23 protein-coding genes and 2 pseudogenes are annotated in these 21,942 nt (G+C 67.1%); 7 read left to right on the top strand and 18 right to left on the bottom strand.

Annotated features, from left to right (window positions below):
- Nucleotides 1-322: 322 nt before the first annotated feature.
- From ACVW2K_RS14840 to ACVW2K_RS14805, 8 genes are all read right to left on the bottom strand, one after another.
- Nucleotides 323-988: a hypothetical protein gene (locus tag ACVW2K_RS14840; protein WP_457203036.1), complete on the bottom strand. Its 666-nt coding sequence runs from the start codon at nucleotides 986-988 to the stop codon at nucleotides 323-325.
- Complete coding sequence (locus ACVW2K_RS14835; RefSeq protein ID WP_457204075.1) at nucleotides 978-1,322, bottom strand: PadR family transcriptional regulator; 345 nt, start codon at nucleotides 1,320-1,322, stop codon at nucleotides 978-980. The genes ACVW2K_RS14840 and ACVW2K_RS14835 overlap by 11 nt, the downstream gene beginning before the upstream one ends.
- 829 nt (nucleotides 1,323-2,151) lie before the next feature.
- Nucleotides 2,152-2,481 (bottom strand): hypothetical protein, encoded by a 330-nt coding sequence (locus ACVW2K_RS14830; protein ID WP_457203035.1) that lies wholly within the window; start codon nucleotides 2,479-2,481, stop codon nucleotides 2,152-2,154.
- A gap of 392 nt (nucleotides 2,482-2,873) precedes the next feature.
- Nucleotides 2,874-3,200 carry a hypothetical protein gene (locus ACVW2K_RS14825; protein ID WP_457203034.1) on the bottom strand — a complete coding sequence of 109 codons (327 nt, stop codon included), beginning with the start codon at nucleotides 3,198-3,200 and terminating at the stop codon, nucleotides 2,874-2,876.
- 203 nt (nucleotides 3,201-3,403) lie between these two features.
- The gene (locus ACVW2K_RS14820; RefSeq protein ID WP_457203033.1) at nucleotides 3,404-3,964 is read right to left on the bottom strand and encodes a hypothetical protein; all 561 of its coding nucleotides are present in this window, start codon (nucleotides 3,962-3,964) and stop codon (nucleotides 3,404-3,406) included.
- Between the two features lie 529 nt (nucleotides 3,965-4,493).
- Nucleotides 4,494-4,742 carry an excalibur calcium-binding domain-containing protein gene (locus tag ACVW2K_RS14815; RefSeq protein WP_457204074.1) on the bottom strand — a complete coding sequence of 83 codons (249 nt, stop codon included), beginning with the start codon at nucleotides 4,740-4,742 and terminating at the stop codon, nucleotides 4,494-4,496.
- 125 nt (nucleotides 4,743-4,867) lie between these two features.
- Nucleotides 4,868-4,990 carry a hypothetical protein gene (locus ACVW2K_RS14810; RefSeq protein WP_457203032.1) on the bottom strand — a complete coding sequence of 41 codons (123 nt, stop codon included), beginning with the start codon at nucleotides 4,988-4,990 and terminating at the stop codon, nucleotides 4,868-4,870.
- The gene (locus ACVW2K_RS14805) at nucleotides 4,987-6,165 is read right to left on the bottom strand and encodes an IS30 family transposase (protein WP_457203031.1); all 1,179 of its coding nucleotides are present in this window, start codon (nucleotides 6,163-6,165) and stop codon (nucleotides 4,987-4,989) included. Before ACVW2K_RS14805 ends, ACVW2K_RS14810 begins: the two co-directional genes overlap by 4 nt.
- Nucleotides 6,166-6,275: 110 nt before the next feature.
- Here ACVW2K_RS14805 and ACVW2K_RS14800 point away from each other — a divergent pair, with 110 nt between their 5' ends.
- Nucleotides 6,276-6,542: a hypothetical protein gene (locus ACVW2K_RS14800; RefSeq protein WP_457203030.1), complete on the top strand. Its 267-nt coding sequence runs from the start codon at nucleotides 6,276-6,278 to the stop codon at nucleotides 6,540-6,542.
- A gap of 460 nt (nucleotides 6,543-7,002) precedes the next feature.
- Here the strand turns inward: ACVW2K_RS14800 and ACVW2K_RS14795 are convergent, their stop codons facing one another.
- From ACVW2K_RS14795 to ACVW2K_RS14785, 3 genes are read right to left on the bottom strand one after another with little or no spacing between them, the layout of a single operon-like run.
- Complete coding sequence (locus tag ACVW2K_RS14795; protein WP_457203029.1) at nucleotides 7,003-7,770, bottom strand: class I SAM-dependent methyltransferase; 768 nt, start codon at nucleotides 7,768-7,770, stop codon at nucleotides 7,003-7,005.
- Between the two features lie 38 nt (nucleotides 7,771-7,808).
- Nucleotides 7,809-8,630 carry an IS5 family transposase gene (locus ACVW2K_RS14790; RefSeq protein WP_457203028.1) on the bottom strand — a complete coding sequence of 274 codons (822 nt, stop codon included), beginning with the start codon at nucleotides 8,628-8,630 and terminating at the stop codon, nucleotides 7,809-7,811.
- 50 nt (nucleotides 8,631-8,680) lie between these two features.
- On the bottom strand, nucleotides 8,681-9,205 hold the full coding sequence (locus ACVW2K_RS14785) for a hypothetical protein (protein ID WP_457203027.1): 525 nt from the start codon (nucleotides 9,203-9,205) through the stop codon (nucleotides 8,681-8,683).
- Nucleotides 9,206-9,617: 412 nt separating this feature from the next.
- On the opposite strand from ACVW2K_RS14785, the gene ACVW2K_RS14780 reads away from it, so the two are divergent.
- A complete protein-coding gene (locus ACVW2K_RS14780) occupies nucleotides 9,618-10,571 on the top strand; it encodes a trypsin-like serine protease (RefSeq protein WP_457203026.1) in 954 nt (317 codons plus the stop codon).
- Between the two features lie 63 nt (nucleotides 10,572-10,634).
- On the opposite strand, the gene ACVW2K_RS14775 is transcribed toward ACVW2K_RS14780, so the two are convergent.
- Together ACVW2K_RS14775 and ACVW2K_RS14770 are read right to left on the bottom strand one after the other, a co-directional pair.
- Nucleotides 10,635-10,925 carry an excalibur calcium-binding domain-containing protein gene (locus ACVW2K_RS14775; protein WP_457203025.1) on the bottom strand — a complete coding sequence of 97 codons (291 nt, stop codon included), beginning with the start codon at nucleotides 10,923-10,925 and terminating at the stop codon, nucleotides 10,635-10,637.
- A 75-nt stretch (nucleotides 10,926-11,000) separates the two neighbouring features.
- Entirely contained in the window at nucleotides 11,001-12,113 is a 1,113-nt protein-coding gene (locus ACVW2K_RS14770; RefSeq protein WP_457203024.1) for a DUF4236 domain-containing protein, read from the bottom strand.
- A gap of 349 nt (nucleotides 12,114-12,462) precedes the next feature.
- Here ACVW2K_RS14770 and ACVW2K_RS14765 point away from each other — a divergent pair, with 349 nt between their 5' ends.
- Nucleotides 12,463-13,098, top strand: coding sequence for a thermonuclease family protein (locus tag ACVW2K_RS14765; protein ID WP_457203023.1), 636 nt, complete (start codon nucleotides 12,463-12,465; stop codon nucleotides 13,096-13,098).
- Nucleotides 13,099-13,285: 187 nt separating this feature from the next.
- Here the strand turns inward: ACVW2K_RS14765 and ACVW2K_RS14760 are convergent, their stop codons facing one another.
- From ACVW2K_RS14760 to ACVW2K_RS14750, 3 genes are read right to left on the bottom strand one after another with little or no spacing between them, the layout of a single operon-like run.
- Entirely contained in the window at nucleotides 13,286-14,491 is a 1,206-nt protein-coding gene (locus tag ACVW2K_RS14760; RefSeq protein ID WP_457203022.1) for a calcium-binding protein, read from the bottom strand.
- Nucleotides 14,442-15,494, bottom strand: a complete 1,053-nt coding sequence (locus tag ACVW2K_RS14755; RefSeq protein ID WP_457204073.1) for a sulfatase-like hydrolase/transferase — start codon at nucleotides 15,492-15,494, stop codon at nucleotides 14,442-14,444. The genes ACVW2K_RS14760 and ACVW2K_RS14755 overlap by 50 nt, the downstream gene beginning before the upstream one ends.
- Nucleotides 15,436-16,242, bottom strand: a complete 807-nt coding sequence (locus ACVW2K_RS14750; RefSeq protein WP_457203021.1) for a sulfatase-like hydrolase/transferase — start codon at nucleotides 16,240-16,242, stop codon at nucleotides 15,436-15,438. The genes ACVW2K_RS14755 and ACVW2K_RS14750 overlap by 59 nt, the downstream gene beginning before the upstream one ends.
- A gap of 134 nt (nucleotides 16,243-16,376) precedes the next feature.
- On the opposite strand from ACVW2K_RS14750, the gene ACVW2K_RS14745 reads away from it, so the two are divergent.
- Nucleotides 16,377-17,228: a response regulator transcription factor gene (locus ACVW2K_RS14745; RefSeq protein ID WP_457203020.1), complete on the top strand. Its 852-nt coding sequence runs from the start codon at nucleotides 16,377-16,379 to the stop codon at nucleotides 17,226-17,228.
- Between the two features lie 54 nt (nucleotides 17,229-17,282).
- Here ACVW2K_RS14745 and ACVW2K_RS14740 read toward each other — a convergent pair whose 3' ends face one another.
- Nucleotides 17,283-17,678 carry a hypothetical protein gene (locus ACVW2K_RS14740; protein WP_457203019.1) on the bottom strand — a complete coding sequence of 132 codons (396 nt, stop codon included), beginning with the start codon at nucleotides 17,676-17,678 and terminating at the stop codon, nucleotides 17,283-17,285.
- 898 nt (nucleotides 17,679-18,576) lie between these two features.
- On the opposite strand from ACVW2K_RS14740, the pseudogene ACVW2K_RS14735 reads away from it, so the two are divergent.
- From ACVW2K_RS14735 to ACVW2K_RS14725, 3 genes and pseudogenes are all read left to right on the top strand, one after another.
- Nucleotides 18,577-19,002 (top strand): annotated as a pseudogene (locus tag ACVW2K_RS14735) (transposase); the annotation flags it as partial.
- A gap of 52 nt (nucleotides 19,003-19,054) precedes the next feature.
- The gene (locus ACVW2K_RS14730; protein WP_457203018.1) at nucleotides 19,055-20,407 is read left to right on the top strand and encodes an IS256 family transposase; all 1,353 of its coding nucleotides are present in this window, start codon (nucleotides 19,055-19,057) and stop codon (nucleotides 20,405-20,407) included.
- A gap of 37 nt (nucleotides 20,408-20,444) precedes the next feature.
- Nucleotides 20,445-21,176 (top strand): annotated as a pseudogene (locus ACVW2K_RS14725) (IS30 family transposase); the annotation flags it as partial.
- Between the two features lie 211 nt (nucleotides 21,177-21,387).
- Here ACVW2K_RS14725 and ACVW2K_RS14720 read toward each other — a convergent pair.
- Nucleotides 21,388-21,879: a MarR family winged helix-turn-helix transcriptional regulator gene (locus tag ACVW2K_RS14720; RefSeq protein ID WP_457203017.1), complete on the bottom strand. Its 492-nt coding sequence runs from the start codon at nucleotides 21,877-21,879 to the stop codon at nucleotides 21,388-21,390.
- Nucleotides 21,880-21,942: the final 63 nt, after the last annotated feature.

Below are 21,942 nucleotides of genomic sequence, written 5' to 3'. Positions count from 1 at the left end.
GTTCCCGCGCGCCGGTGGTCGGCGGCCCGGCTCCGTTCCAACCCGCAGGCCACGGATTGCGTCCTTCGAGCGTGACCGATGAGCCTGACGCGCATCTCGAACGGCTTCTCCGGCGAACATTGAAGGCGCTGGCTGATCGCGGAGTACATCGTGCTCGACGACTCTCACTCCGCGAGGTTCAGCAAAAGGCTCGGCTACTAGCACGTCGTCGGCGTCGGTATTGGTAGGGGCGAGGGAGTCAGGTGTTCTCGACTTGTCACCGCCCGCACATCGGCATGGGTGGACGCAGTCATCGCGCTGCCAGATCCGGGCGTCGGCGACGCTACTGCGCCGTCGGTGCAACCGTTCTCCGCGATGCGAGTCGGTTCGCTAGGTAGATGCCGCCGACGGCTAGACCGAGCATGGGAAGTGCCTCGATCAGGACCAGTGCCAGGTTGGTGGGGTAGGAGAGGCCGCGTGCGATGAGCAGCGTGACGGGCAACGCCAGGAGACAGCCGACCGCCATGCCGATCAAACTCGAAGCCACGACACGTAGTGAGGCATGGGTGCGGAACCGCAGGCGAAGTGCGACAGCGGCCCCGAGCACGACGACGACTACTGCAACCGGATAGGCGACCGCGACCATGGCGTTGTCGCTGGCCGTCGGGAGAACTTGGAGCAAGATCGGCCAGACGATGAACCACGCCACCGCTGCGCCTACGAGAGCGCCCGCCAGTGTTGTGGCCGCCACGCTCCCGAGTGAGGGCTGATGGATGGCAGGCGCCGAGGAGTGCCCGTGCGCCCGGGCGACCTGGTCGGCGAACTCATCGGGGTCGGACGTCGTGAGGTCACGCGTGCCAGCGCCACTACGAACAGCATCGGCTACGTCCCGCTCCAGTTCGCGTCGCAGCCGACCACGACCAATGGCGGGAACGCCGGTCCGTCTCCAGCGGTCATTTACATCGTCAATCCACTCCTGAATCGGCCTGTGCATCTCGTCATCCTGCATGGGATCGCTCCGCGCTCTCGGCCGTGGAGTCCAGAAGTGCCGAGACGCGGCCCTGGTGGGCGCGCCACTGGTCGGTCCAGCGCCGCAAAGCAGTACGGCCCTCCGGCGTCAGTGACAAGACATTGCGGACGGGACCACCCCGACCCCGAGCAGCGTGCTGCTGCACCATGCCAAGCCGTCGCAACCTGGTGACCAGGGGATAGACCGTCCCATAGGACACGTCTAGGAAGCCATGCTCCGCAAGCCTCTGAACCACTCCATAGGCGTGCAACGGTTCCTCTCGCAGAACCGCTAGAACGCAGAGGTCGAGCGAGCCACGATGCAGCAGGCTCATCCGGTCCGACGCATCCTCGCTCGATACCATGCACCACACAGTACTAGGTTGAGCCAGACAGTGTCACTGTTCGCGACGCGGCCGGGTTCGAGCCGCCCGGTTGAAGCGACCGGATCTGCCGCGAGGTGCGCGCTCATGCCGATGAGTCAGTTGCGAGGCCCGCTCAAGGGACCCGTAATCCTTAGCAGTCAGGTAAGCCAAAGGTTCGTCGCAGCGAATTCGCTCGCGATCTCAACGCCTAAGCCCGCATCGCGGCAGATCCGTACGGTTTCGGTTCAGTCACTTGGAGCGCGGGACCGCACCGTCACGTCTAATGTCAGACGCAGACTGGAGGAGTGCCTGTGCGCAGACCGCAAGTCGACACTTCAGTGGTTGTGCTACTCGTTGGCGCGCTCGCGATCTGGGTAGGAACGGCGGCATTCGGCGACGGCGATGAGGGGAAGACGGACGGACCGGTTATCACTGTGGCGGGATGGAACGGGTACCCCACCGCCCAGATCACCGGCCAACTTCGACTCATCCAGGGCTGCCTCCTCATCGGCAACTCAGTCGCCTTCTGGGCAGCGGGTACGTCCTGGGACGCTGACAACCAGGCAGTCGAGTTTGAGAATGCCGAGCCAGTTCGCGTAGGTGACAACGTTTCCGGTGGTGGAGGCCACTACTCGGGTGCCAATCTGGACGGCTTGGACGGTGTGGATACCGCGGCAGTCTCCGCCTGCCTTCGCCGAACAGGCGCTGACGACGCAGTGATCGCCACGCCGTCATAGTCGGTCGCTCATCGGCAGATCCCGTCGAGCTGATCGCGGCATGTGCGGATGTTTGTCGCCCGTCATAGCGACGGCCAGACATCGCCGGAGTCTGAGTCGGCATCGGCTCGTTGAAGCCATTCCTCCAAGTCGGTGACCATGCCGGAGGGCACCGGGCGACCGGCAGCGGCAAGAGCGCGAAGGGCTTCCAGATGCATCTCGACATCTGCTCGGTCCCAGGCGAGGACGAGGAAGCGGCGAGGGTCGACAGGCAAGGCGTCAACATGAGGCACGGCGACACGGATAGCGTTGGCGGCTTGGCGCGCCTCCTCCGCGTTCATCGGCTCTGTCAGCAATCGCCAGGCCCCCTCGGGGCCCACGCTCCACCGTTCGCTATTCGGTTGCTCGCGCATGTGCACAGTGTGGAGGAACTGCGGACAGGACACAGGCATCCGCACATCGGCATGTGCGTGAGCTCAACGCGGCAGATCCGGTCACTCACCCCACGCCGACGCCGATGACGACATCTCGCTCGTCGACGTGCAAATTTGCGCGGTCGGCACGGAACGGACCTGCGGGGTAGATCTCGCCGGGACGCTTCACGCGAACCACCCAACCCAGGTCGCGCGCCTGTCGCTCAGCGTCCGCGGCGGGGAGCCCCGCCAAATGCTTGGGCAGTGGGCCGAGTTCGCCGGAATCCATCCACGCCTCCCTTCAACTCAGCCAGCGTAGAGCCGAGGAGTCGCCCTCATCTCGGCATGTGCGTGAGCTCAACGCGGCAGATCCGGTCGGATGGATCGCACCCTCAGTCGCTCAGATCGACGACTTCCGAGGCGACCACGGTGCCTTCATAGGTGTAGGTGACTCGCAGGGCAGTCAGTCCGTTGTCGAGGTAATTGAAACGGAGTTCCTGCTCGTCGTCGCGGCCTCCACCCCCGCTTCCTCGGCCCACCAGGGTCGCGCCTACGCCGTCCAGCCTGACCCGCTCACGAAACTCCTGGTGAAAACCAGTCGCTCGCGGCGGTTCGCCAGCGAGGAAGTCCGCGCCGGACGCCACGAATGCCACTCGCCATACACCGCGTGCCAGCCCGACTGGTAAACGTTCGAGGACGAGGCCGTCAGGCATCTCCACGCGAAACTGATTAGGACGAGCAGGGGTCACATTCACAACGGTAGGGGCCGCTCGCCTTGGATCGGTGCATCCGGGCTAATCGCGGTAGATCCGTTCGCCGGGGCACTCACTTTTGCCTGCGTGACCTGGGCGCTGCCAGAGCCAGGAGAGGTTTGACAGGGGTTTGCACAGCTCGGGGGTAGCGCTGCGAACCGGCCGGGTCCTCAGCACAGGTCGTAGCTGACGCCGCCGTCGTTTGGGAGCCGGAAGACGGTTCCGTTGAGGTAGAGGTGCCCGGTGGTGGTGGGGTTGGTATAGCTGCAAGCCTCGCCGTGACCGGCCAACTCAAGGCCCTGCTCTCCGTGCGGCGGGACGGTCATCGACCCGGCCTCGTAGGTGGTTCCGCGATAGCTGTACGCGTCGGTGCGGACCTCCATGGGCTCGTCGGTGGGGTTCCCGACGTACACCTCGAAGATGAAGTCACCGTCCGGCTCCTCGTGCGGGACCCCGACGGTCACTGACGGCGGCCTCGGGCGGCAGAACTCGTCGACCGAGGCCAGGTACGCATCGACGTCCTTCGGCTTGTATGTGTCATGGAACGTGGTCCCGTCCTCGCCGCGGGAGGTCACCGTCACGACGGGGATCGGGTCACGGTTGTCGCAGTCGGGCTGCAAGCGCACCACGAGCTGGTACCTGGTGCCGGCAGCGACGGGGAACGGGTCCGGCTTCGGGTAGTAGTCGTCGTACTTGACCGACCACAGCGCCGCCTCGTCCACCGTCTTCACTGGCGACTCGTCGACGGCCGTCACCTCGCGGTCCTGCGGGTACCGCAACCACACGCTGAGGTCCCCGGGGCCAACGTCCAGCACCGGGTCCGCCGTTTCAGCCGACGGCGCACCGCCGACGACCTCGCTCTGCGGTCCTTCACTGCCGCAAGCCGACCCCGCGGCCAGCACGACGACAGCCACCAGCACCCCAACCCATCGCACCACGCCACTCTCACCTGGACAGCTCACCCGCCGCACCCCGTTGCCGACACGTACCCGAAAATGACGAGCCGTCCCATCCCCGTGCGTCGCCAACCCCGATCACGCGCCACTCCCAGGCGGGACTGGCGGCTCAGTTGGACGCGGAGAGCGTCCCGGCCGGCAGCGACGAAGTGCCGAACATCCACTTCACTCCATCGAGGCTGTCCTCGATGAAGTCGGCAACCTGCCTCGCCTCCTCCCTGGCCATGGGCGCGCCCTCATTGGGGCTGTGATGGCGCGACATGGACCGAAGTAGAACCAACCGCCGCCGACGTAGCGGACTCGGCTAGCGGCTGACCTCGCAAGCGGTGCCGTCGTGGTCCGCGTCGCTTTCGCGGTTGACCCGGTAGACCCTGGGCCGGACGGCGGGCCGGTAGTGCCCGGTGCGGACCTGTCGGTCGGCGGCGGCCGCAGAGCGGGCGACACCGTGCCTGTAGACCCGGTGCATGGCTGTGCAGTTAGGGAAGTCGTGGACGGCCTCAGCCGGTCCAGCGGTGATGGCGAGGGTGCTGGCTGTCAGAGCCAGCGCAACCATTCCAGTCTTACCGGTGCGGAGCATGTGGAACCTCCGGTGACGTGGGAGATCAGCGACGCTACGCCTCTCCGCGGGCCCGTGAAACCCCCCTCGAGGACGGCTGGTCAGGCATCGGCATTGACAGGTCAGTCCTCGGTGTCGTCGTCCAGCGGATCGCCAGCCCAGTACTCCCGGTTGCGTTCCTCGAGGACGTCCTGGAGGTCGCGCCAGGCCTCGTAGTCGTCGAACTCGGGCGCCGACTGGGTCACGGTTCGATGATCGGTCGGGATTTCGGTCGATTCAAGAGCCACTGACGACCCGGCCCCGGGTGGAAGCTGGAACGGCGTGACGATCTTGGGGTCGAGAGTGCGATGGCGTCGAGGTCGTCTTGTGTGAGAGTGCGGAAGTCGAGTCGTCGGGGCATGTACTGGCGCAGCAGCCCGTTGGTGTTCTCGTTGCTGCCGCGCTGCCAGGGCGACTTCGGGTCGCAGAAGTAGACGTCGATGCCGGTCTGGTTGGTGAACCGCTTGTGCTCGGCCATCTCGTGGCCCTGGTCCCAGGTCAGCGACTTCGCCAGGTGCTTGGGCAGGTGCTGCACTGCTGCGGCCAGGGCGTCGGCGACGGCGTCGGCCTTGTGGTTGCCGGCCGGCAACCCGACCAGCAGCAGGTAGCGGGTGGACCGTTCGACCAGGGTGGCGACCGGACTCATGCCCCGGCCGAAGACCAGGTCGCCTTCCCAGTGACCGGGCACGGCACGGTCCTCGGCTTCAGCTGGGCGTTCGCTGATGTTGACGATCCCCGGCCGGGAACCTCGACCATCAGGCAGCCGCATCCCGTGCGAGCGTCGGATGACCCGGCCGGTGCGCAGGTAGGCGGTCAGCTCCTTGCGCAGGGCACCGCGGGACTGCACGAACAGGGTGCGGTAGATGCTCTCGTGCGACACGTGCATCCCTGGGTCGTCGGGATAGGTCAGCTTCAACCAACCGGCGATCTGTTGGGGCGACCACCGGCATTGAAGCTTCTCGGTCACGATGCCAGCCAGCACCGGGTTGCCGGCCAACTTGCACGTCTTTGGACGGGTCGACCTGGCCCACGCGGCTTGGTCAGCGACCGTGGCCCGGTACCGGCGCCGGCCGCCGTTGCCGCTGACCTCACGGCTGATCGTCGACGGCGACCGACCCAGACCTGCCGCGATCGCCCGAAGCGACAACCCGGCGGCCAGACCACGCGAGATCTCTTCGCGCTCTTCGAGGCTCAATCGACCGACTGCTCGATGTCGTGGATCAGGTCTGATCCCACCGCACCGAATCAGGTAGGTCCGCACCGTGCTGGTCGGCAGACCCAGAGCCCGAGCAGTCGGCTTGACCGAGTGCCCGGACCGCAACCGCCTCCAGATCTCGTCGATGTCTGCAGGCGACAACCGCTGATAGCTCTGACGCGCCATCGCGACCTCCTTCAATCAGGAAGTGTTGCGATGACTCATTGAGAGCGCCGGCATGTCCGGATGCTCGGGTCGCGGCATGAGCGGGCGTTGGGTCAGGGATGATCGGAATCATGACCACTCTGGGTGACAGCGTCGAGCAGGTTCTGCGGGCAACGGAAGGCGTCTTGGCCGAGTCGCCCGACCAGCCGACCTCATCGACTGCATCGTCTGTGAGGGATCTGCTGGCCGCAGGCGAGGACGTGGTGGCCTACGAGGTCCTGTGCGACAACCTCTACGAGGTTGACGTCCGCCCACCGGTCGACCTTGGTCGTGAACTACGGCAGGCGGTCGTCGACGCTGGAGCCGATCCCGCTCGTGCGGACCTGCTTCTCGACTGACTCCACGCGCCCGCTCATCGGCATGTGCGTGCACCTCATCGCGGCAGATCCGGTAACTCGGTTCGTGAAAACGCTCAGCCTCGGGGACAAAGGACTGCATCCCGGGCACTATGTGTCCATGGGTGTCTCGGGGAGGTTCGGATGGTTCTACCTGCCGGGCACTGCGTTGGTCATCTTCGTCGCCTTCGGGCTGGGCTCGGCGCACGCAGACGCACGGTGCACGCCTGAGTCAGCAGACTGCGACCTCGGCCCCCTCTTTGGGGTCGTGTGGACTCTCGTCGCTCTCGCGGTATGGGTCGGCGTCATCGTGGTCGTCGAACTACTGCTCCGCACCAAGTCTCGGAGTTGACGCTCATCGGCATGTGCGTGGACCTCATCGCGGCATGACCGTGCGGTCTCACTGGGCGTGTCCCTATTGAGACCGACATGCGCCGACGCGCGGACGTGCCCCCAGCAAACGTCAGCGTGTTTGCGACGAGGGAGCCCCGACTCGCCTCAGGACAATGAGCGGGGTGACGTAGTGTTCGAGCACCCGACCACCGAGGTCATCGACAGCCTGCGCCGCCTCTTGCACCTCACTGGGGTGCCAGTCGCTGAACGTGGTGAACAGGTCGCGAACCTCCTCCGTTCCCAGTTCGATCGTCCAGTGGAACTGCTCGACATGGGTGTCGATGAAGAGTCCACCGACGGTCAGTCGACTTACCCACGCCTCCGTCTGAAGTCCGCCCGGGCCGGGGTTCGGCGGCTCTTCGCCACGTCGGGCCATGATCTCTGCGACGCGCTCGCGGAAACGGGTGACCGGCGCTGAGGGGTCTCCGAACACCGTGCGCCACACGGCGAAGTGACCACCAGGGACAATCGCGCGGTGCAGCTTCGGGAGTACCTCGTCGAGGTTGAACCAGTGGACCGCCGTCGCTGCAACGGCGAGATCAAAGGAGGCCGACGGCAACGCTACTGACTCCGCGGTACCGACGTGCACGGTGACTCCAGGCCAGCGGTCTTGCAGGCGGTCGGCGAGCGAACGGCCGGGCTCGACAGCTGTGACGGCGGCGCCCGCCCGCACCATCGGACCGGTCGCCTGCCCGGTACCGGCGCCGAGTTCGATCACTCGGGTGCCTGCGCCCAGCCACCCCAACTCCCTCAGGCGCGCCCAAAGCGCGGATGGGTACGGTGGTCGTGCGCGGGCGTAGACCTCAGCATGCGCGTCGAAGTGCAGTGGGTCGGGCATCGCCGGCAGCCTAGCCCCGGATCGTGGCTGGGAGCCGCTCACGCCGCGACCGCTACCGTGCGAACCCGTTGGGCCGAGAGATGGCGCAACATGGTCGCGATGCAAGCCACCTGGAGCCAACCCGTCGCCGACGTGGTGGTGTTCTCGAACGACTTCGCCAGCCGGCGAGAGCGGCCCAGGCGCCCGTGGGCCACCTCGACCCGCCAGGCGTGCCGGATGGGGCGGAAGACCGGCTGCTTGTCATCCCACCCGACCCGGCGGACCTCAAGGTCGTGGTGCCGGCCGAGCGTGCGAGCAGCAGCCTCGGTCACGCCGCGGTCGACCAGGACCAGCTCGAGCCGGCCGGTGACGCCCTGCTCGGTCAGGTGCTCCAGCATGAGCTCGCTGGCGCGGTTCTCATGGATGGAGGCCGGCACGACCAGCGCACCCACCGGCAGCCCGGTCACGTCGACCGCCACGACGCGCTTGGCGCCCTTGGTGCGGCCGTAGGGGCCTCCGCGGTCGTGGAAGGTGAGGCCGCCGTTCGAGGCGCCGCGGGCCAGGTGCGTGTCGATGACGACCATCGAGGGCGTCTCGTGCGCCCTCCCGTGCTCCTGCCGTACGGCCGCGTGCAGCACAGTCAAGACTTGCGCCCAGGTGCCGTTGCGCGACCAGCGGCGGAACTGCGACCACACCCGCGTCCAGGGCCGGAACGACTCCGGCAGGTAGCGCCACTGACAGCCGGTCTTGGCGATGTAGAGCATCGCGTCCACCACCGTGCGCAGGTCATCGGCATGCTTGCGGCCGCGTTTGCCGGGCGCGTTGAACACCGGCTCCAGCAGTTCCCAGTGGTCATCGGTCAGGTCACCTGGGTACGACATGCCTCGCACGGTGACGGTGCGCTCGATCCGGGCAATAGGGACACACCCAGTCAGACGGACACCCAGCAGTACACGGACTCGCCGCGGGTCCGTGCATCGCGAGCGAGTGCGGACAGATCACGGAGGATTGCTCCAAGTTCTTCCGGATCACCCGCACCCCAGAACTCCTCGGTCTGCGACCACGGAATTGCTGCTGCGGCAAGTTGATCCGGGCTGGACTGCGCCAACGCATCGATCAAGCCGTCGGTGAGCGTGAGAACCAAGCGTTCACCCCCATCGCGGACTGCCAACGAATGGCCCGAACGCGGGTCCTGCTCGATCTCCTCGTAGGTGCGCCCTGTGAGCAGTTCTTCGAGGGTGCCGCCCTGGACCACAGGGTCGATGCCCGTATCGGCGACTGTCGCGTAGACCACCGCATCGATGTCCGGACCCTCCTGCTGCCGACGGCGGGCGAAAAGTCCGCGACCCTTCACCGGCACAGGCAGGTCGGGCTGCCCCGGACCCCCGCGGCGATCGATCGTGGCCGCTGCGTCAGCGTCACTCGGAGCGATGAAGTAGTCGTAGAGCACTCCCATGACGGCACCCTAAGCAGGTGCGACTACAGACGCACGCTCATCGGTGCGGGCTCAGGCGGTCAACGCAACACCTCGGCTAGTGCGGACGCCCGAGGAGCTATCCAACTGAGTCCAACGACGACAGCCCCGCGCCCGAGGGGTCTAGGCGTGCCTCGGGCGCCAGCGACGGTCCCAATCCGGATGGTCTCCGGTAGAGAAGACCCAGAGTCCGGAGCTGATCGCACGGCCATCAAGGCGACACTCGACGCACTCGAGGATGTCCCGCCCCGGCGTGTCCGTCTCCGCGACGTGGGCTTCGAGCAGCTGACGCTGCGCCTTCACTTGACCGGTCAGGGATCGAGCCGCCCGCAGCGCGACGTCATCGTCATGACGACCGAGATAACCACGCTCACGACGAGGGACACCAGAATCGGTGACCATCACGGTTGAGAGTGCGTCAGGTACAACCGGCGCGAAGAGTTCATCCATCCTGCCGATTGTCAGCGCCCGATCATCGTGGTGCACTGCAAGGACCAACGGGAGGGTGATCTTCGTGCAGAGCAACCGGTTCGGCCCAGTGGGCGTGGTGCTCACGGGACTCTTCGTCGTCATCGGGTTGCTCGCGAGTGCGCAGCCGGCTTCGGCGATCGTGGATGGTACGCGCGACGAAGTGCACACCAATGTCGGCGTTGTCCGCTTCACCACCGCAGACGGAAGGTTCCGCTGCTCGGGCACGCTGATCTCGCCCACGGTCGTGCTGACGGCGGGCCATTGCACCGGGGACGACGCAGCGCACCCGGCCACCAACGTCTACGTCTCCTTTGACACCGACCTCCCCGGTGACCCGCTGGCGGCCAACATCAGCGCCGCGGACAGGTCGGCCCGCGCCGCGCACTACATCACCGGCACGCCCCACCCGGACCCTGGGTGGACGGGCGGGATCAGCATCTCGAAGCAGCACGACCAAGGGGTCGTCGTCCTCGATGCGCCGGCCACGAGCAAATGGCCGAACATCTCCCCGGCCCCGCTGCTCCCGGTCGGCACCCTGGATGCCAACCAGGGTGCGCTCAAGAACCAGACCTTCACCCTGGTTGGGTACGGCGTGGAGATCGGCGACAAGAAGGCGCAGGTTGTCATCACGGAGCGACGCTCGACCACGTCGTTCCTCAAGAACGTCCAGAGCGAGGTCGTCGTCTTCCAGATCAACGACCGCGACTCCAAGGCCGGGGGTGGATCGTGCTTCGGTGACTCCGGGGGCGCGGCATTCCTCGGGCCGTACGTGATCGGCGACGCCTCGTACGTGAACTCGTTGACGTGCAACGCCACCGGGAGCTACCAGCGAGTCGACACGGCGTACTCGCGGGCATTCCTGAACCGGTTCCTCTGACCAGTCTGCTTCCGTCGGACGAAGCGCCTCGTACCGCAGCAGCCGGTGGGCTCGCCCGGTTCCCTAGGCTTCGCAGGCGATGCCGTCCTTGTCGCGGTCCAGGCGCGAGTGGTTGGTGTTGTAGACCGCTCGGGCGCGCTTGCCGTAGGCGGGCAGCCCGTAGCCGTCGCGGACCTGCTTCTTGGCGGCCTTCTTCGACTTCGAGACACCGTGCTTGAAGTCGCGGTGGAGCGCGTCGCAGCTGGAGTAGTACTTGCCAGCCGCGACAGCCTCGCTGGCGGTGGTCGTGACGACGGCGAGCGGGGCGACGGTCAGGGCGGTGGCGGCAAGGATGGTCTTGGTGCGAGTGAACATGTCATCTTCCGGGGTTCGTACGACGGTTGGTGTGCGGAGATGGGACGTGGCCCAGGACGGTTCGTGACGGCGTCATTAGAGGAGTTCTTCGAAGTCGACCGCGTCTACTACGTCGGCGAGTTCGGGTTCGGTCTTGAGCTCGATAGAGACCAGTTCCTTGGAGGCGCCCTTCTGGGCCAGAAGTTTCTCGGTGGCGGCGTCGTTGACGACCTGGACGGCGTCGGCGGTGCCCCACTGGATGCCGTGCAGGCTGATGCGTTCGAACCGGGCGGCGAGCATCACCTCCGGCTTGACCTTGCCGTACGCGTCGGGCCCGGTGGCGCGGAGCGCGACGATGCGGGCGTGGCTGATGGCAGGCGCAACCGCAAACGCCTCCTTGAGCGTGACGAGAACGTGGCCGCACACGAGGTGCTTGTACATGTCGGCGGTCTCGGACTTGGTCAGCTTCTTCAACGACAGGTTCCCGGCGGCGGTGGTCGTGGGCTTGCGGTCCGGGATGGACGATGCGCCGGGCACCACGACGACGAGGGTGACCTCGGAGCCGTCGACCCCGACGGCCGCGGCCGCGGCGTCGTTGTCCTCGAACGCCTCGGCCAGCGTTGCCAGGACAGTGTCGGGGTCGTTGCGGTTCAGCGCTGCCCACTGCTCGTTGAGCTGGGTTTGCCAGGCCTGCCGTTCCTGCTCGTAATGCGCGTTCACGTGCGCCACCTCGGCCTGCGCGCGCTGGGTCGCCTCGGCGAGCGCGTTCTTGCGGGCGGCGCGGGAGAACACGCTGGTGCCGGCCTTGGCCTCCTTGGCGTGCTTGGCGTGGATGGCGGCCACGTCGACCGGTGGCAGTGGCGGTGCGACCGGAGGCTGGGCGGCGGCGAACTCGCCGCGATGCAGGTCGAAGATGGCGACCAACGCGTCGCGTAGGGCCCGCGCCTCGTCAGCCTTGTCGGCGGCACGTTGCGCGGCGGCGAGCTGCCGGCTCGCAGTGGCGCTGCCGGCACCGCTGGTGCGACGTGCCGTGGATCGGGATGACCCGCCGACCGACGTGTAGTAGCCAACCGGTCCGACACCGGTGGAGAAGCCAGTGCGGCCACCGCCGACGTGGACGCGTGCGGCGCGGGGGCCGAGGCTGGTCCGTACCCCGCGAGACGAGGCGCGTACCCGGACGCCGGGCGCCAGCTTGACCGAGAAACCCATCGTGCACTCCTCCCCGTAGCTTGCTCGACGAGCCGGGTGCGAGGCTCGACGGCGGTGACCGTACCCCTCGGCCCCGACAGCCGCACGGAAACCGTCCAGGCGGTCAGGGTCGAAGTGTGCAGCCGGTAGGCACTTCGCCGGATCGTCTGACACGGGCGCGCCCGCGACCTAACCTTCCTCGGGTCACAACGATCGACTTCGGGGAGCTCTCGTGACTTGGTGTGCTCGCATTGTCGCCACGGTTGCCAGCATGGCGCTGGTGGTCGGCGGTCTACTGGTCGTCACGAATCCGGCGGCCACGGCCGCCACGCAAGGCCCAGCCGCCGCTGCGGCGGTTGGCGGTGCGCGGGTGGCTGGGTTGGTCGCGGACCGCGACTGCGGCGACTTTGCCACCCAGGCCGCTGCCCAGCACTTCTTCCTCGACCAGGGCGGCCCGCAGCGGGATCCGCACGGCCTCGATGCCGACGGTGACGGCATCGCGTGCGAGTCGAACCCGTGCCCCTGCTACTACGGCACCGGCGGTGGCGGCGGCGGTGGCGGTGACGGGCACCAGTCACCCCCGCCGCCGAAGGCGAAGCGGCAGAAGGCCATCGTCACCAACGTCGTCGACGGCGACACCATCGACGTGAAGCTTCTGCCGCGCGGCCCCAAGGTCCGCGTCCGGCTGCTCGGCATCGACACGCCCGAGGTCTACGGGGGCCGGGAATGCTGGGGGCCACAGGCCTCTGCGGCGACGAAGCGGATCTTGCCGCGCAAGACGCGGGTGCTGCTGGTCTCGGACCCGTCGCAGGACCTCAAGGACCGGTACGGGCGGTTGCTGCGGTACGTGATGAAGGGCCACCGGGACGTGAACAAGACGCTCGTCGCTCGAGGCCACGCCCGTGTGTACGTCTACCAGCACCACCCGTTCAAGCGCGTCAAGGGGTACAACAAGGCCCGCGACGCCGCGAAGCGGCACGATCGTGGCCTGTGGGGCCACTGCTGACTCGCGGAGGTGGCTCGGGCCGGTTGCCACCCTCGCGGCCGGGCACGCTTGGCCGCTGGTCCATGCCCTTGGCCGAATCGCCGACGGCGCGGGCCAGGAACGCGGCGCTAGTGCCCGCCGCACTGTCAGGTCGCGACGGGCAGCGGTCGCCGCGGTTGGTTGTCCGTCCTGGTCCAGGCAGTCGGGGTCAGGGGTGTTCGCAGGCAACTGCTCCCTGAGCGGGGCCGGGTCGTCGGCATTGGTCGCTTCCGAGGCCGCCGTCGTTGTGGTTGGTTCCCTTGCCGCCATCGAGTGTGTCGGCGCCGCTGGACCCGCTCAATCTGTCGTCACCGGCTCCGCCGTAGAGCAGGTCAGCGCCCTGCCGCCCGACAAGAAGGTCGTCACCACCTCGAGCCGCGATGACATCGCCGTCGTCGACCGACCCTCCTGCGCCCGTGAGCACATTGGGTCCATCCGTGCCCACGATGCGGTCGGGCCCGTCCGACCCGACGACGTTCTCGACGGAGGTGAACCGATAGCGGTTTGTCCCGTTGAACTCCCAGCGGCCGCGACCATGTGCCAAGTCGATCCGCGCACCGCGAGTACCGCTCGCGCCCTCGACGGTCTCGCTGTCGAGCGTGAGTGTGTCGCTGCCTCCACGTCCGAATACCCGGTCAGTACTCGTGGGCTTCCCGCATGCCACGAACCCCGTGTAGAAGGTGTTGTTCCGTGAGTCCCCGACGAGCAGGTCGTCGCCTCCGCTGCTCCAGACGTCCTCGATGCCTTGCAGCGTGTCGTGACCGAAGCCGTTGGCGCGGCCGGTGTGGCTGGACAGGTTGACCTTCACTTTGTGGCAGTGGCTGCCTGTGCTGGTCCAGATGTAGGAGACGACGTCCTGACCTGGACCACCCACAATGTGGTCATCGGCATCTCCGCTATCGAGCTCGTCGTCGCCCGGACCCCCGCGCACCGTGTTGGGGCCGCTGAGGTCAGCCAGCGTGTCAGCGCCGCGCCCGCCATCAACAAGATCACCGCCGCCGTCGTCGCCGCCGCCGAGCCGGTCTGAACCTCCGCCGCCCCGGAGGACATCGGCACCACCACCACCGAGCATCAGGTCAGGTCCGGGGCCACCCAGGATGAGGTCGCGGCCACTGCCGCCGTTGAAGCTGTCCAGGCCGCTCCCGCCGTCCAGGACGTCGTTCCCAGCGTCCCCGTTGATGAAGCTGTAACGGGGGTAGTCCTCGTCGTCCAGGGCGAAGGGCGTGGGTCCCTCGCAGATGAGATCGTCGCCGCCCGCACCCGCGATCTGGTCGATTCCCGATCCGCCGACGATGACGTCAGGGCCGGGGGTGCCTACCAGCACGTCATCTCCAGTGGTGCCCGTGATGGTCGCCGGCTTTCCATGGCAGGTCATCGGTGTGACCGCGGCACTCGTCCCTCCCACAGGGAGAGCCCAAAGTCCGGGGCACGTGACCGCCAGTGTCGTCACGATGCCGCACATCATCTTCCCTCGCATGACCGCCTCCTAGTGTCTGCATGCCATGTGTGTTCCAAGTCCCGGCACCTACAGGGGAGCTCACTCCTCGAGGGCTCTGAGGGCAAGACCTTTGGGAGGCTCGCAGCGCTGCGAGCAGGCGTGCGTACTCGCCCACCGCGGGCGGCCCCAACGTGGACGCCGTTGCGGTGGCGGGGCCGCGGGCCCCTGGTCGACTCACCTCGCTGGACAGCTCATGAGCGTCGGTAGCGAGGTGGTAGAGCTCTTGTTCGCCCCTGGAGTAGTAGTCGACGAATGCGTCGTCGCCTTCGCGTAGCAGCGCCCACTGCTTGTGTGGGTTCTCGACCATGAGGCGCCGGCGCCAGCCTGCCCACTGTCCTGTTTGCAGGTGCGGAAGCAGGTTCCGGCCGTCGAGGACACGTCCAGCGTCGGGGTCGAGTCCGGCGATGGCGAGCGTGGTCGGCATGAGGTCGACCTGGGAGACCAGGGCAGTCGGGGTGCCGGCTGTGATACCCGGTTCGTGGATCACAAACGGGATGCACACCGACGGCTCGTACGGACGGGCTTTTCCGAACAGGCGGTGCTCGCCGAGCAGGTAGCCGTTGTCGGAGATCATCATCACGATCGTGTCGCGTTCGACGCCCGGCCCATGGACTGCGTCGAGGATGGCGTCGATCTGGTCGTCTGTGTCTTCCAGTTCCTCGAGCTTGCCTTCCCAGGCGGTGCGCATCTCCTCGTGGGACTGCGGAGCCGGGTTGCGTAGCCACGTGGGCTTGTCAGACATGTCCCGCTCGTTGAACCCGGCCGGGTGCCACCTCACGTGGTCGAAGTCATGTCGGTGCGTCCGGCTGGGGTTGTACGGATCATGAGGGTTGGTGGGGGCGAAGACCGCGAAGAACGGGCCGGACGCGTGCGCACGGATGAAAGCGGCGCAGTTCCTTGGCCACGACTTGGTCGCCCGAGCCGTAGGCCGCGGTAACGGCTCGCGGGTCGCCGTCGTACGCGACTGGAATCCGACCGCGACTGCCCCCGAACAGCACCACGAACCGGTCCCAGCCCGGCGCCACGTACGTCGGGTCCTGCCCTTGCTCGTTCATGTACTTGCCGAAGTACCCGGTGGTGTAGCCGGCGTCATGCATGCGGGTCGCAACCGTGTCCCGGTCGAGTCCCGCTGCGACGAAGGCGGTGTGCGTGTGGTTGGTCAGACACCCGTGGTTGTGGGGGTACATGCTGGTCAACATGCTGGCGCGTGCCGGCCCACACCACGGCACCGCCGTGTAGCCGTTGGTGAAGCTCGAACCGGCCCGGACAAGTCGACGCGTGGCCGAACGCATGTACGGCAGCTGCCGCCGAGTCATGTCGTCAGTGATGACCCACAGCACGTTCGGCCGGCGGTTCGAGGTGCTCGGGTAGGCCGCGGTGGCCTGGGCTGCCGCCGAAGCTGGAGAGGCGGACGAGCCGTAGCCGGACGCAATGGTGCCGGTGACGGCTCCGGTCGCAGCGCCGATGAGCATGCCCCGACGGCCGATCCGCTGGCCCGACCCCTTTGCAGGCCCGGCTTCTCGACGCCGCCGGCCACCTGTGCCGGCCCGGTGGGAGACGGCACCGTCGCGCGTCTTTGACCCGGCGGGATCACGGCCCGTCTGGGTCCGATTGGCGATCTTTTCCATGTGGCCATGGTCGGCCGAGATGGCCTGCTTGGGCTATTCGCAGATGTGCGTACTCCGGGGCTACCGTCGATGGGTGAATGCGATCTGGCGTCTGTCGCCCGCGCGGCGGTGGCACCGCCGGGATGGGACTCACCATGACTGACGACCGCCGGCTTTGCGAATGGCTCGATCTGGCATCGGACGTCTTCGCTCGGCCGCAGCCGGACTTCCCGCGCGGCAGGATAGCGTCGCAGTTCTTGCTCTCCTTCGACGTCCCGGCCGTGTCGCTGGACTGGCGCGACGACTCCGGTCGATCGGGATTTCAGGTCTGGGGAGAAGTCGACTTCACGCCGGCCGCCGACCTGCCACCGTGGCACCAGAAGGAGATCATGGATCGCCACCCGCTTCTTCAGTGGTTCGCCGCGACCCAGGACCCAACAGCGCAGGCCATCGACAGGGTGCCCAGCCAGGTGGCCAGCCAACGCGACCGAGACTTCACCAACGAGTACATGAAGCCAGTCGGTATCGAGAAGCAGCTGTCGATGCCGTACGTGGTCGGAGCATCGACCTACGAGGCGTTCGTGCTCGGCCGTCCAGACGACGACTATTCCGACGACGACCTCGACCTGGCACGCCACCTGCAGAAGCTCATCGCCGGCCTGCATCGGCACACCAGCCGCATCGCCGCCACGCCCGACCCCGACGTCGCGTGCGCCGCGGCCGCCGACTCCGGACTGACGGCCGCGGAGGTCACCGTCCTCCTCCTGCTGGCTGACGGTCACACCGCCTACGCGATCGCGCGCCGCCTCACGATCTCGCCCCGGACCGTCAACAAACATCTCGAACACGTCTACCGCAAGCTCGGCGTCAACGACCGCCTCCGCGCCCTCGTCGTGGCCCAAGAACGCGGGATCGTCCAGCGGCGGTCGGCCCCTATGGCCCCGTCAACGGCCTTTGGAGCCGGAACGCACCACCCGGGACCCGAGCCCTCCGGACGCCAGCACTAGGCCATCGCGCCGCGAGTCCCCGAGCAGCCACGGCCTAACGGGCGTCCGGGTGCCTTACTCCTCCTGGGCCGACGTGCCCGATCGGCCCGGGTGGTTCGGGTACTCGATTCGGACCGGGAACACCGCGACGTACCGTTGGCCGTCGCTGGTCCGGTAGTGCACGTTAACCGCGTTGTTGCGGCTGAACTGGTGCCCGGCCACTTGGGCTGGCGCGGACGGGCCGACGCGCAAAGCGAGCACGGGCGCCTCGGCATCGGCGGTGGCGGGAAGGCAGTAGCCGGCGGCAGCTGGCCAGTTGGCGGCGGCGTGGATGCGGCCGACGTGCTGCACGACGTCCGGGGGCGCGATGAGGGCCTTGGCGAGCCGCACCGGTGAGGCGCCTCGATCCGTGACCAGGTCAACGGAGTCGATGAGCGCCGGCGCCTGATCGGAGTTGGCCAGGTTGATCACGGTCGCGTCTTGCCAGGTGCCGGGGCGGATCTAGTTCATTCCGAACGTCAGTGCGTTCGACTGCCGTTGTAGCGGTCCGCCAACCTTCTCCTCGCCACTTCGTCCGTAGTCTTCGCATCGCGCAGCTGCCGGGCCGGTTGCCGCGGAGTCCGGCGACGTGTGGGCGGTGGTGGAACTGGTCGAGGGGTTCGGTGGCGTGGTGTCCGGGTCGGAGTCGCACGCCGCGGCCGCCAGGACCGTCACGAGGCACATGGCGGCCGCGCCGAGGCTGGTGGTCAGTCTCGGCGGGGGCACGGAAGGTGCGGCCGGCACGGTGGTGGGCGTCCTTGACCTGGTTGATGTACAGCTTGGCCGATTCCGAAACGTAGCGCGCGTTCCCGCCGACGCAGAACCGGTGCTTCTTCCCGCCCTGGTCGATGGCCAGGTTCACGGTCGTGCCGCTGCCGTAGGAGGCAGTGACTTTCAGCGAGCTGCCCAGGGACCCTTCCCGTGCTCTTGTTCTCGGTGACCATGGTTCTCGCGCTCGCTGTGACGGACAGCGATGTCGTGAAGAGGCGCGGCTGACCAACGGAGCATCGACCTTGGCCGACCTTTCGTGTGGCTTCACCAAGACCAGAGGGGTTACGACCCGCCTTTGCCGACGCACCTCGGTCTGTCGTCGCCTTGGGAAAACCCGACCAACCTGTCCGGTACGGGGTTGCTCTTGAACGTCGTGGTCGTGTTCGCCTCCACCGCCATCGTTCTGACGCTGCTGTGGGCCCTCGCTCTTCCGTTAGTCCGGATACTGAGGCGACCGCGTCGCGTGTGACGCACTCGCCGAGACGGACTCGGCGACCGTCCGCTCATCGGGGCGCTCTCAATGAGTCATCGCAACACTTCCTGATTGAAGGAGGTCGCGATGGCGCGTCAGAGCTATCAGCGGTTGTCGCCTGCAGACATCGACGAGATCTGGAGGCGGTTGCGGTCCGGGCACTCGGTCAAGCCGACTGCTCGGGCTCTGGGTCTGCCGACCAGCACGGTGCGGACCTACCTGATTCGGTGCGGTGGGATCAGACCTGATCCACGCCATCGAGCAGTCGGTCGATTGACCCTCGAAGAGCGCGAAGAGATCTCGCGTGGTCTGGCCGCCGGGTTGTCGCTTCGGGCGATCGCGGCAGGTCTGGGTCGGTCGCCGTCGACGATCAGCCGTGAGGTCAGCGGCAACGGCGGCCGGCGCCGGTACCGGGCCACGGTCGCTGACCAAGCCGCGTGGGCCAGGTCGACCCGTCCAAAGACGTGCAAGTTGGCCGGCAACCCGGTGCTGGCTGGCATCGTGACCGAGAAGCGGGGGTGTCAGATCTTCTGTGTAAGCGGTTGGTCCGTCTGAAAGGAACATGATGGACCTCGTGACAGAAGTGCCGGGCTCGACTCCGGTGTCGGGCAGGGACGTGGCTGCTGAGCTGGCTGCGTCGGGCGCCCTGGATGAACTGTTCGCGCGGATCGACTCTGGTGAGGTCGAGATGACCGGCGCGGACGGGTTGATCCCGGGCTTGATCAAGGCCGCGCTGGAGCGTGGTCTGCAGGCCGAGCTGACCGATCACCTCGGCTATGAGAAGGGTTCGGTGGAAGCGTCGGCGTTCACCAACTCCCGCAACGGGTCGACGCCGAAGACGGTGGCGAGCCAGGTCGGCGACGTCGAGCTGGCCACGCCCCGGGACCGCGACGGGACGTTCACGCCGCGGCTTGTGCCCAAGGGCAGTCGCCGGCTGGGCGGGCTGGACGAGATGATCGTCAGCCTCTACGCCGGCGGGATGACGATGCGCGACATCGGCCATCACCTGGCCACCACGATCGGCACCGAGCTGTCCCACGAGACGATCTCCAAGATCGTCGACGAGATCAGCGAGGAGGTCCTCGCGTGGCAGCGCCGCCCGCTGGAGGCGTTCTACCCGGTGATCTACCTCGACGCGATCGTGGTCAAGGTCCGCGATGGCGCGCACGTGGCCAACAAGGCCGCGCACATCGCCGTCGGGGTCGACATCGACGGCGTCAAGCACGTGCTGGGGATCTGGGTCCAGACCACCGAGGGTGCGAAGTTCTGGGCCGGGGTGTGCGCGGACCTGGCCAACCGCGGCATCCGCGAGGTATTGATCGTCTGCTGCGACGGCCTGACGGGGCTGCCCGAAGCGATCGAGGCCACCTGGACCAACGCGACGGTGCAGACCTGCGTCGTGCACCTGATCCGGGCCTCGATGAGGTTCGTCGGCTACACCGACCGGAAGACGGTCGCGGCGGCGTTGCGGCCGATCTACACCGCCGTCGATGCCGACGCCGCGAGAGTCTCCTTGGACGCCTTCGCCGACTCGAACTGGGGCAAGAAGTACCCGCACACGGTCGCGACCTGGCAGGCAGCCTGGGAGCGGTTCATCCCGTTCCTGGCGTTCCCGCCCGAGCTACGCAGGGTCATCTACACCACGAACTCGATCGAGTCGCTGAACTACCAGCTACGCAAGATCATCAAGAACCGCGGCCACTTCCCCAACGACACCGCCGTGGTCAAGCTGCTGTGGCTGGCGATCTGCAACATCGAGGACAAGCGAGCCCGAGAACGCGAGAAAGAGCGCGGCATCCCCGCCAACGACCGCAAGGCCCCCGGACGACTCGTCGAAGGACAGATCGTCACCAACTGGAAGAAGGCACTGGCCCAACTCGCCCTGGCCTACCCCGACCGCATCAACCCCTACCTGTGACCAACAGGCTTACACAGAAAAGTTGACACGCTCCGAGAAGCTTCAATGCCGGTGGTCGCCCCAACAGATCGCCGGTTGGTTGAAGCTGACCTATCCCGACGACCCAGGGATGCACGTGTCGCACGAGAGCATCTACCGCACCCTGTTCGTGCAGTCCCGCGGCGCGTTGCGCAAGGAGCTGACCGCCTACCTGCGCACCGGCCGGGTCATCCGACGCTCGCACGGGATGCGGCTGCCTGATGGTCGAGGTTCCCGGCCGGGGATCGTCAACATCAGCGAACGCCCAGCTGAAGCCGAGGACCGTGCCGTGCCCGGTCACTGGGAAGGCGACCTGGTCTTCGGCCGGGGCATGAGTCCGGTCGCCACCCTGGTCGAACGGTCCACCCGCTACCTGCTGCTGGTCGGGTTGCCGGCCGGCAACCACAAGGCCGACGCCGTCGCCGACGCCCTGGCCGCAGCAGTGCAGCACCTGCCCAAGCACCTGGCGAAGTCGCTGACCTGGGACCAGGGCCACGAGATGGCCGAGCACAAGCGGTTCACCAACCAGACCGGCATCGACGTCTACTTCTGCGACCCGAAGTCGCCCTGGCAGCGCGGCAGCAACGAGAACACCAACGGGCTGCTGCGCCAGTACATGCCCCGACGACTCGACTTCCGCACTCTCACACAAGACGACCTCGACGCCATCGCACTCGAGCTCAACGACCGTCCTCGACAGACCCTCGCCTTCAAGACACCATCACAAGCACTAGCCGAGGTGTTGCGTTGACCGCCTGAGCCCGCAGGCAGATCCGCGCGGATCGCGGCAGAGCCGGGCGAGCTTCGCCGCCCTCAACGCGGCAGATCCGGTTGCCGCAGCGCACGCTATCTGCGGCAGATCCGGACGTTCAGCGCCCACCACCACTGGCCGCTGCCGGGCCCTAGATGGCACCGCGCGTCCTCGAGAGGCGGGGCGGACGCCACACAGGTTCGGAGCGGGCCTAGGTACGTTCGTGCTCTTGGACGGGTCTCATCGTCCCGTCCGGGTCGAGCCGTCGGAGCATGGCGTGAGTCAGCTCGGTGAGTTGTGAGATCTGGTTGGCGCTGAGAGCGTCGATGACGTGCTCTCGGACGTTGGCAACGTGTCCGGGCGCGGCGTCGCGGACCTTCGTCCAGCCGGCCTCGGTGAGCGTGGCGTTGGTGGCACGCCCGTCGGTGGGGCAGGGGCGCTTGTCGACCAGGCCCCGGTCCGCCAAGCGCCGGACCACGTGCGACAGACGCGGCAGCGTGGCGTTGGTGATGGCGGCCAGCTCAGTCATCCGCATGGTCCGCTCCGACGCCTCCGACAGCATCGCCAGCACGTAGTACTCGAACTGGGTCAGGTCGGCGTCGCGACGCAACTGGGCGTCCAGGACGCCCGGCAGCAGCTCGAGTACCGCGGCCAGACCCAGCCACGCCTCGCGTTCGTCCGGTGTGAGCCACTTCGATTCCATGCGTCCATGGTGCCACAAATAGTTGTTGGAACAACCATCTGTCTGTTACAGTTCAGTTGTAGC

Source organism: Nocardioides sp. HB32 (assembly GCF_054058995.1).
The sequence above is the reverse complement of the archived record's forward strand: the minus strand, read 5'-3'. Positions and strand labels throughout refer to the sequence as shown.

What these genes read in the sequence shown, in the direction of transcription:
- ACVW2K_RS14775 (WP_457203025.1), bottom strand. Translation starts at nt 10,925, where the DNA reads ATGTTCACTCGCACCAAGACCATCCTTGCCGCCACCGCCCTGACCGTC.
- ACVW2K_RS14840 (WP_457203036.1), bottom strand. Translation starts at nt 988, where the DNA reads ATGCAGGATGACGAGATGCACAGGCCGATTCAGGAGTGGATTGACGAT.
- ACVW2K_RS14720 (WP_457203017.1), bottom strand. Translation starts at nt 21,879, where the DNA reads ATGGAATCGAAGTGGCTCACACCGGACGAACGCGAGGCGTGGCTGGGT.
- ACVW2K_RS14745 (WP_457203020.1), top strand. Translation starts at nt 16,377, where the DNA reads ATGACTGACGACCGCCGGCTTTGCGAATGGCTCGATCTGGCATCGGAC.
- ACVW2K_RS14815 (WP_457204074.1), bottom strand. Translation starts at nt 4,742, where the DNA reads ATGGTTGCGCTGGCTCTGACAGCCAGCACCCTCGCCATCACCGCTGGA.
- ACVW2K_RS14770 (WP_457203024.1), bottom strand. Translation starts at nt 12,113, where the DNA reads ATGGGTTTCTCGGTCAAGCTGGCGCCCGGCGTCCGGGTACGCGCCTCG.
- ACVW2K_RS14785 (WP_457203027.1), bottom strand. Translation starts at nt 9,205, where the DNA reads ATGGGAGTGCTCTACGACTACTTCATCGCTCCGAGTGACGCTGACGCA.
- ACVW2K_RS14760 (WP_457203022.1), bottom strand. Translation starts at nt 14,491, where the DNA reads ATGACCTGCCATGGAAAGCCGGCGACCATCACGGGCACCACTGGAGAT.
- ACVW2K_RS14835 (WP_457204075.1), bottom strand. Translation starts at nt 1,322, where the DNA reads ATGAGCCTGCTGCATCGTGGCTCGCTCGACCTCTGCGTTCTAGCGGTT.
- ACVW2K_RS14795 (WP_457203029.1), bottom strand. Translation starts at nt 7,770, where the DNA reads ATGCCCGACCCACTGCACTTCGACGCGCATGCTGAGGTCTACGCCCGC.
- ACVW2K_RS14800 (WP_457203030.1), top strand. Translation starts at nt 6,276, where the DNA reads ATGACCACTCTGGGTGACAGCGTCGAGCAGGTTCTGCGGGCAACGGAA.
- ACVW2K_RS14750 (WP_457203021.1), bottom strand. Translation starts at nt 16,242, where the DNA reads ATGGAAAAGATCGCCAATCGGACCCAGACGGGCCGTGATCCCGCCGGG.
- ACVW2K_RS14830 (WP_457203035.1), bottom strand. Translation starts at nt 2,481, where the DNA reads ATGCGCGAGCAACCGAATAGCGAACGGTGGAGCGTGGGCCCCGAGGGG.
- ACVW2K_RS14805 (WP_457203031.1), bottom strand. Translation starts at nt 6,165, where the DNA reads ATGGCGCGTCAGAGCTATCAGCGGTTGTCGCCTGCAGACATCGACGAG.
- ACVW2K_RS14790 (WP_457203028.1), bottom strand. Translation starts at nt 8,630, where the DNA reads ATGTCGTACCCAGGTGACCTGACCGATGACCACTGGGAACTGCTGGAG.
- ACVW2K_RS14730 (WP_457203018.1), top strand. Translation starts at nt 19,055, where the DNA reads ATGGACCTCGTGACAGAAGTGCCGGGCTCGACTCCGGTGTCGGGCAGG.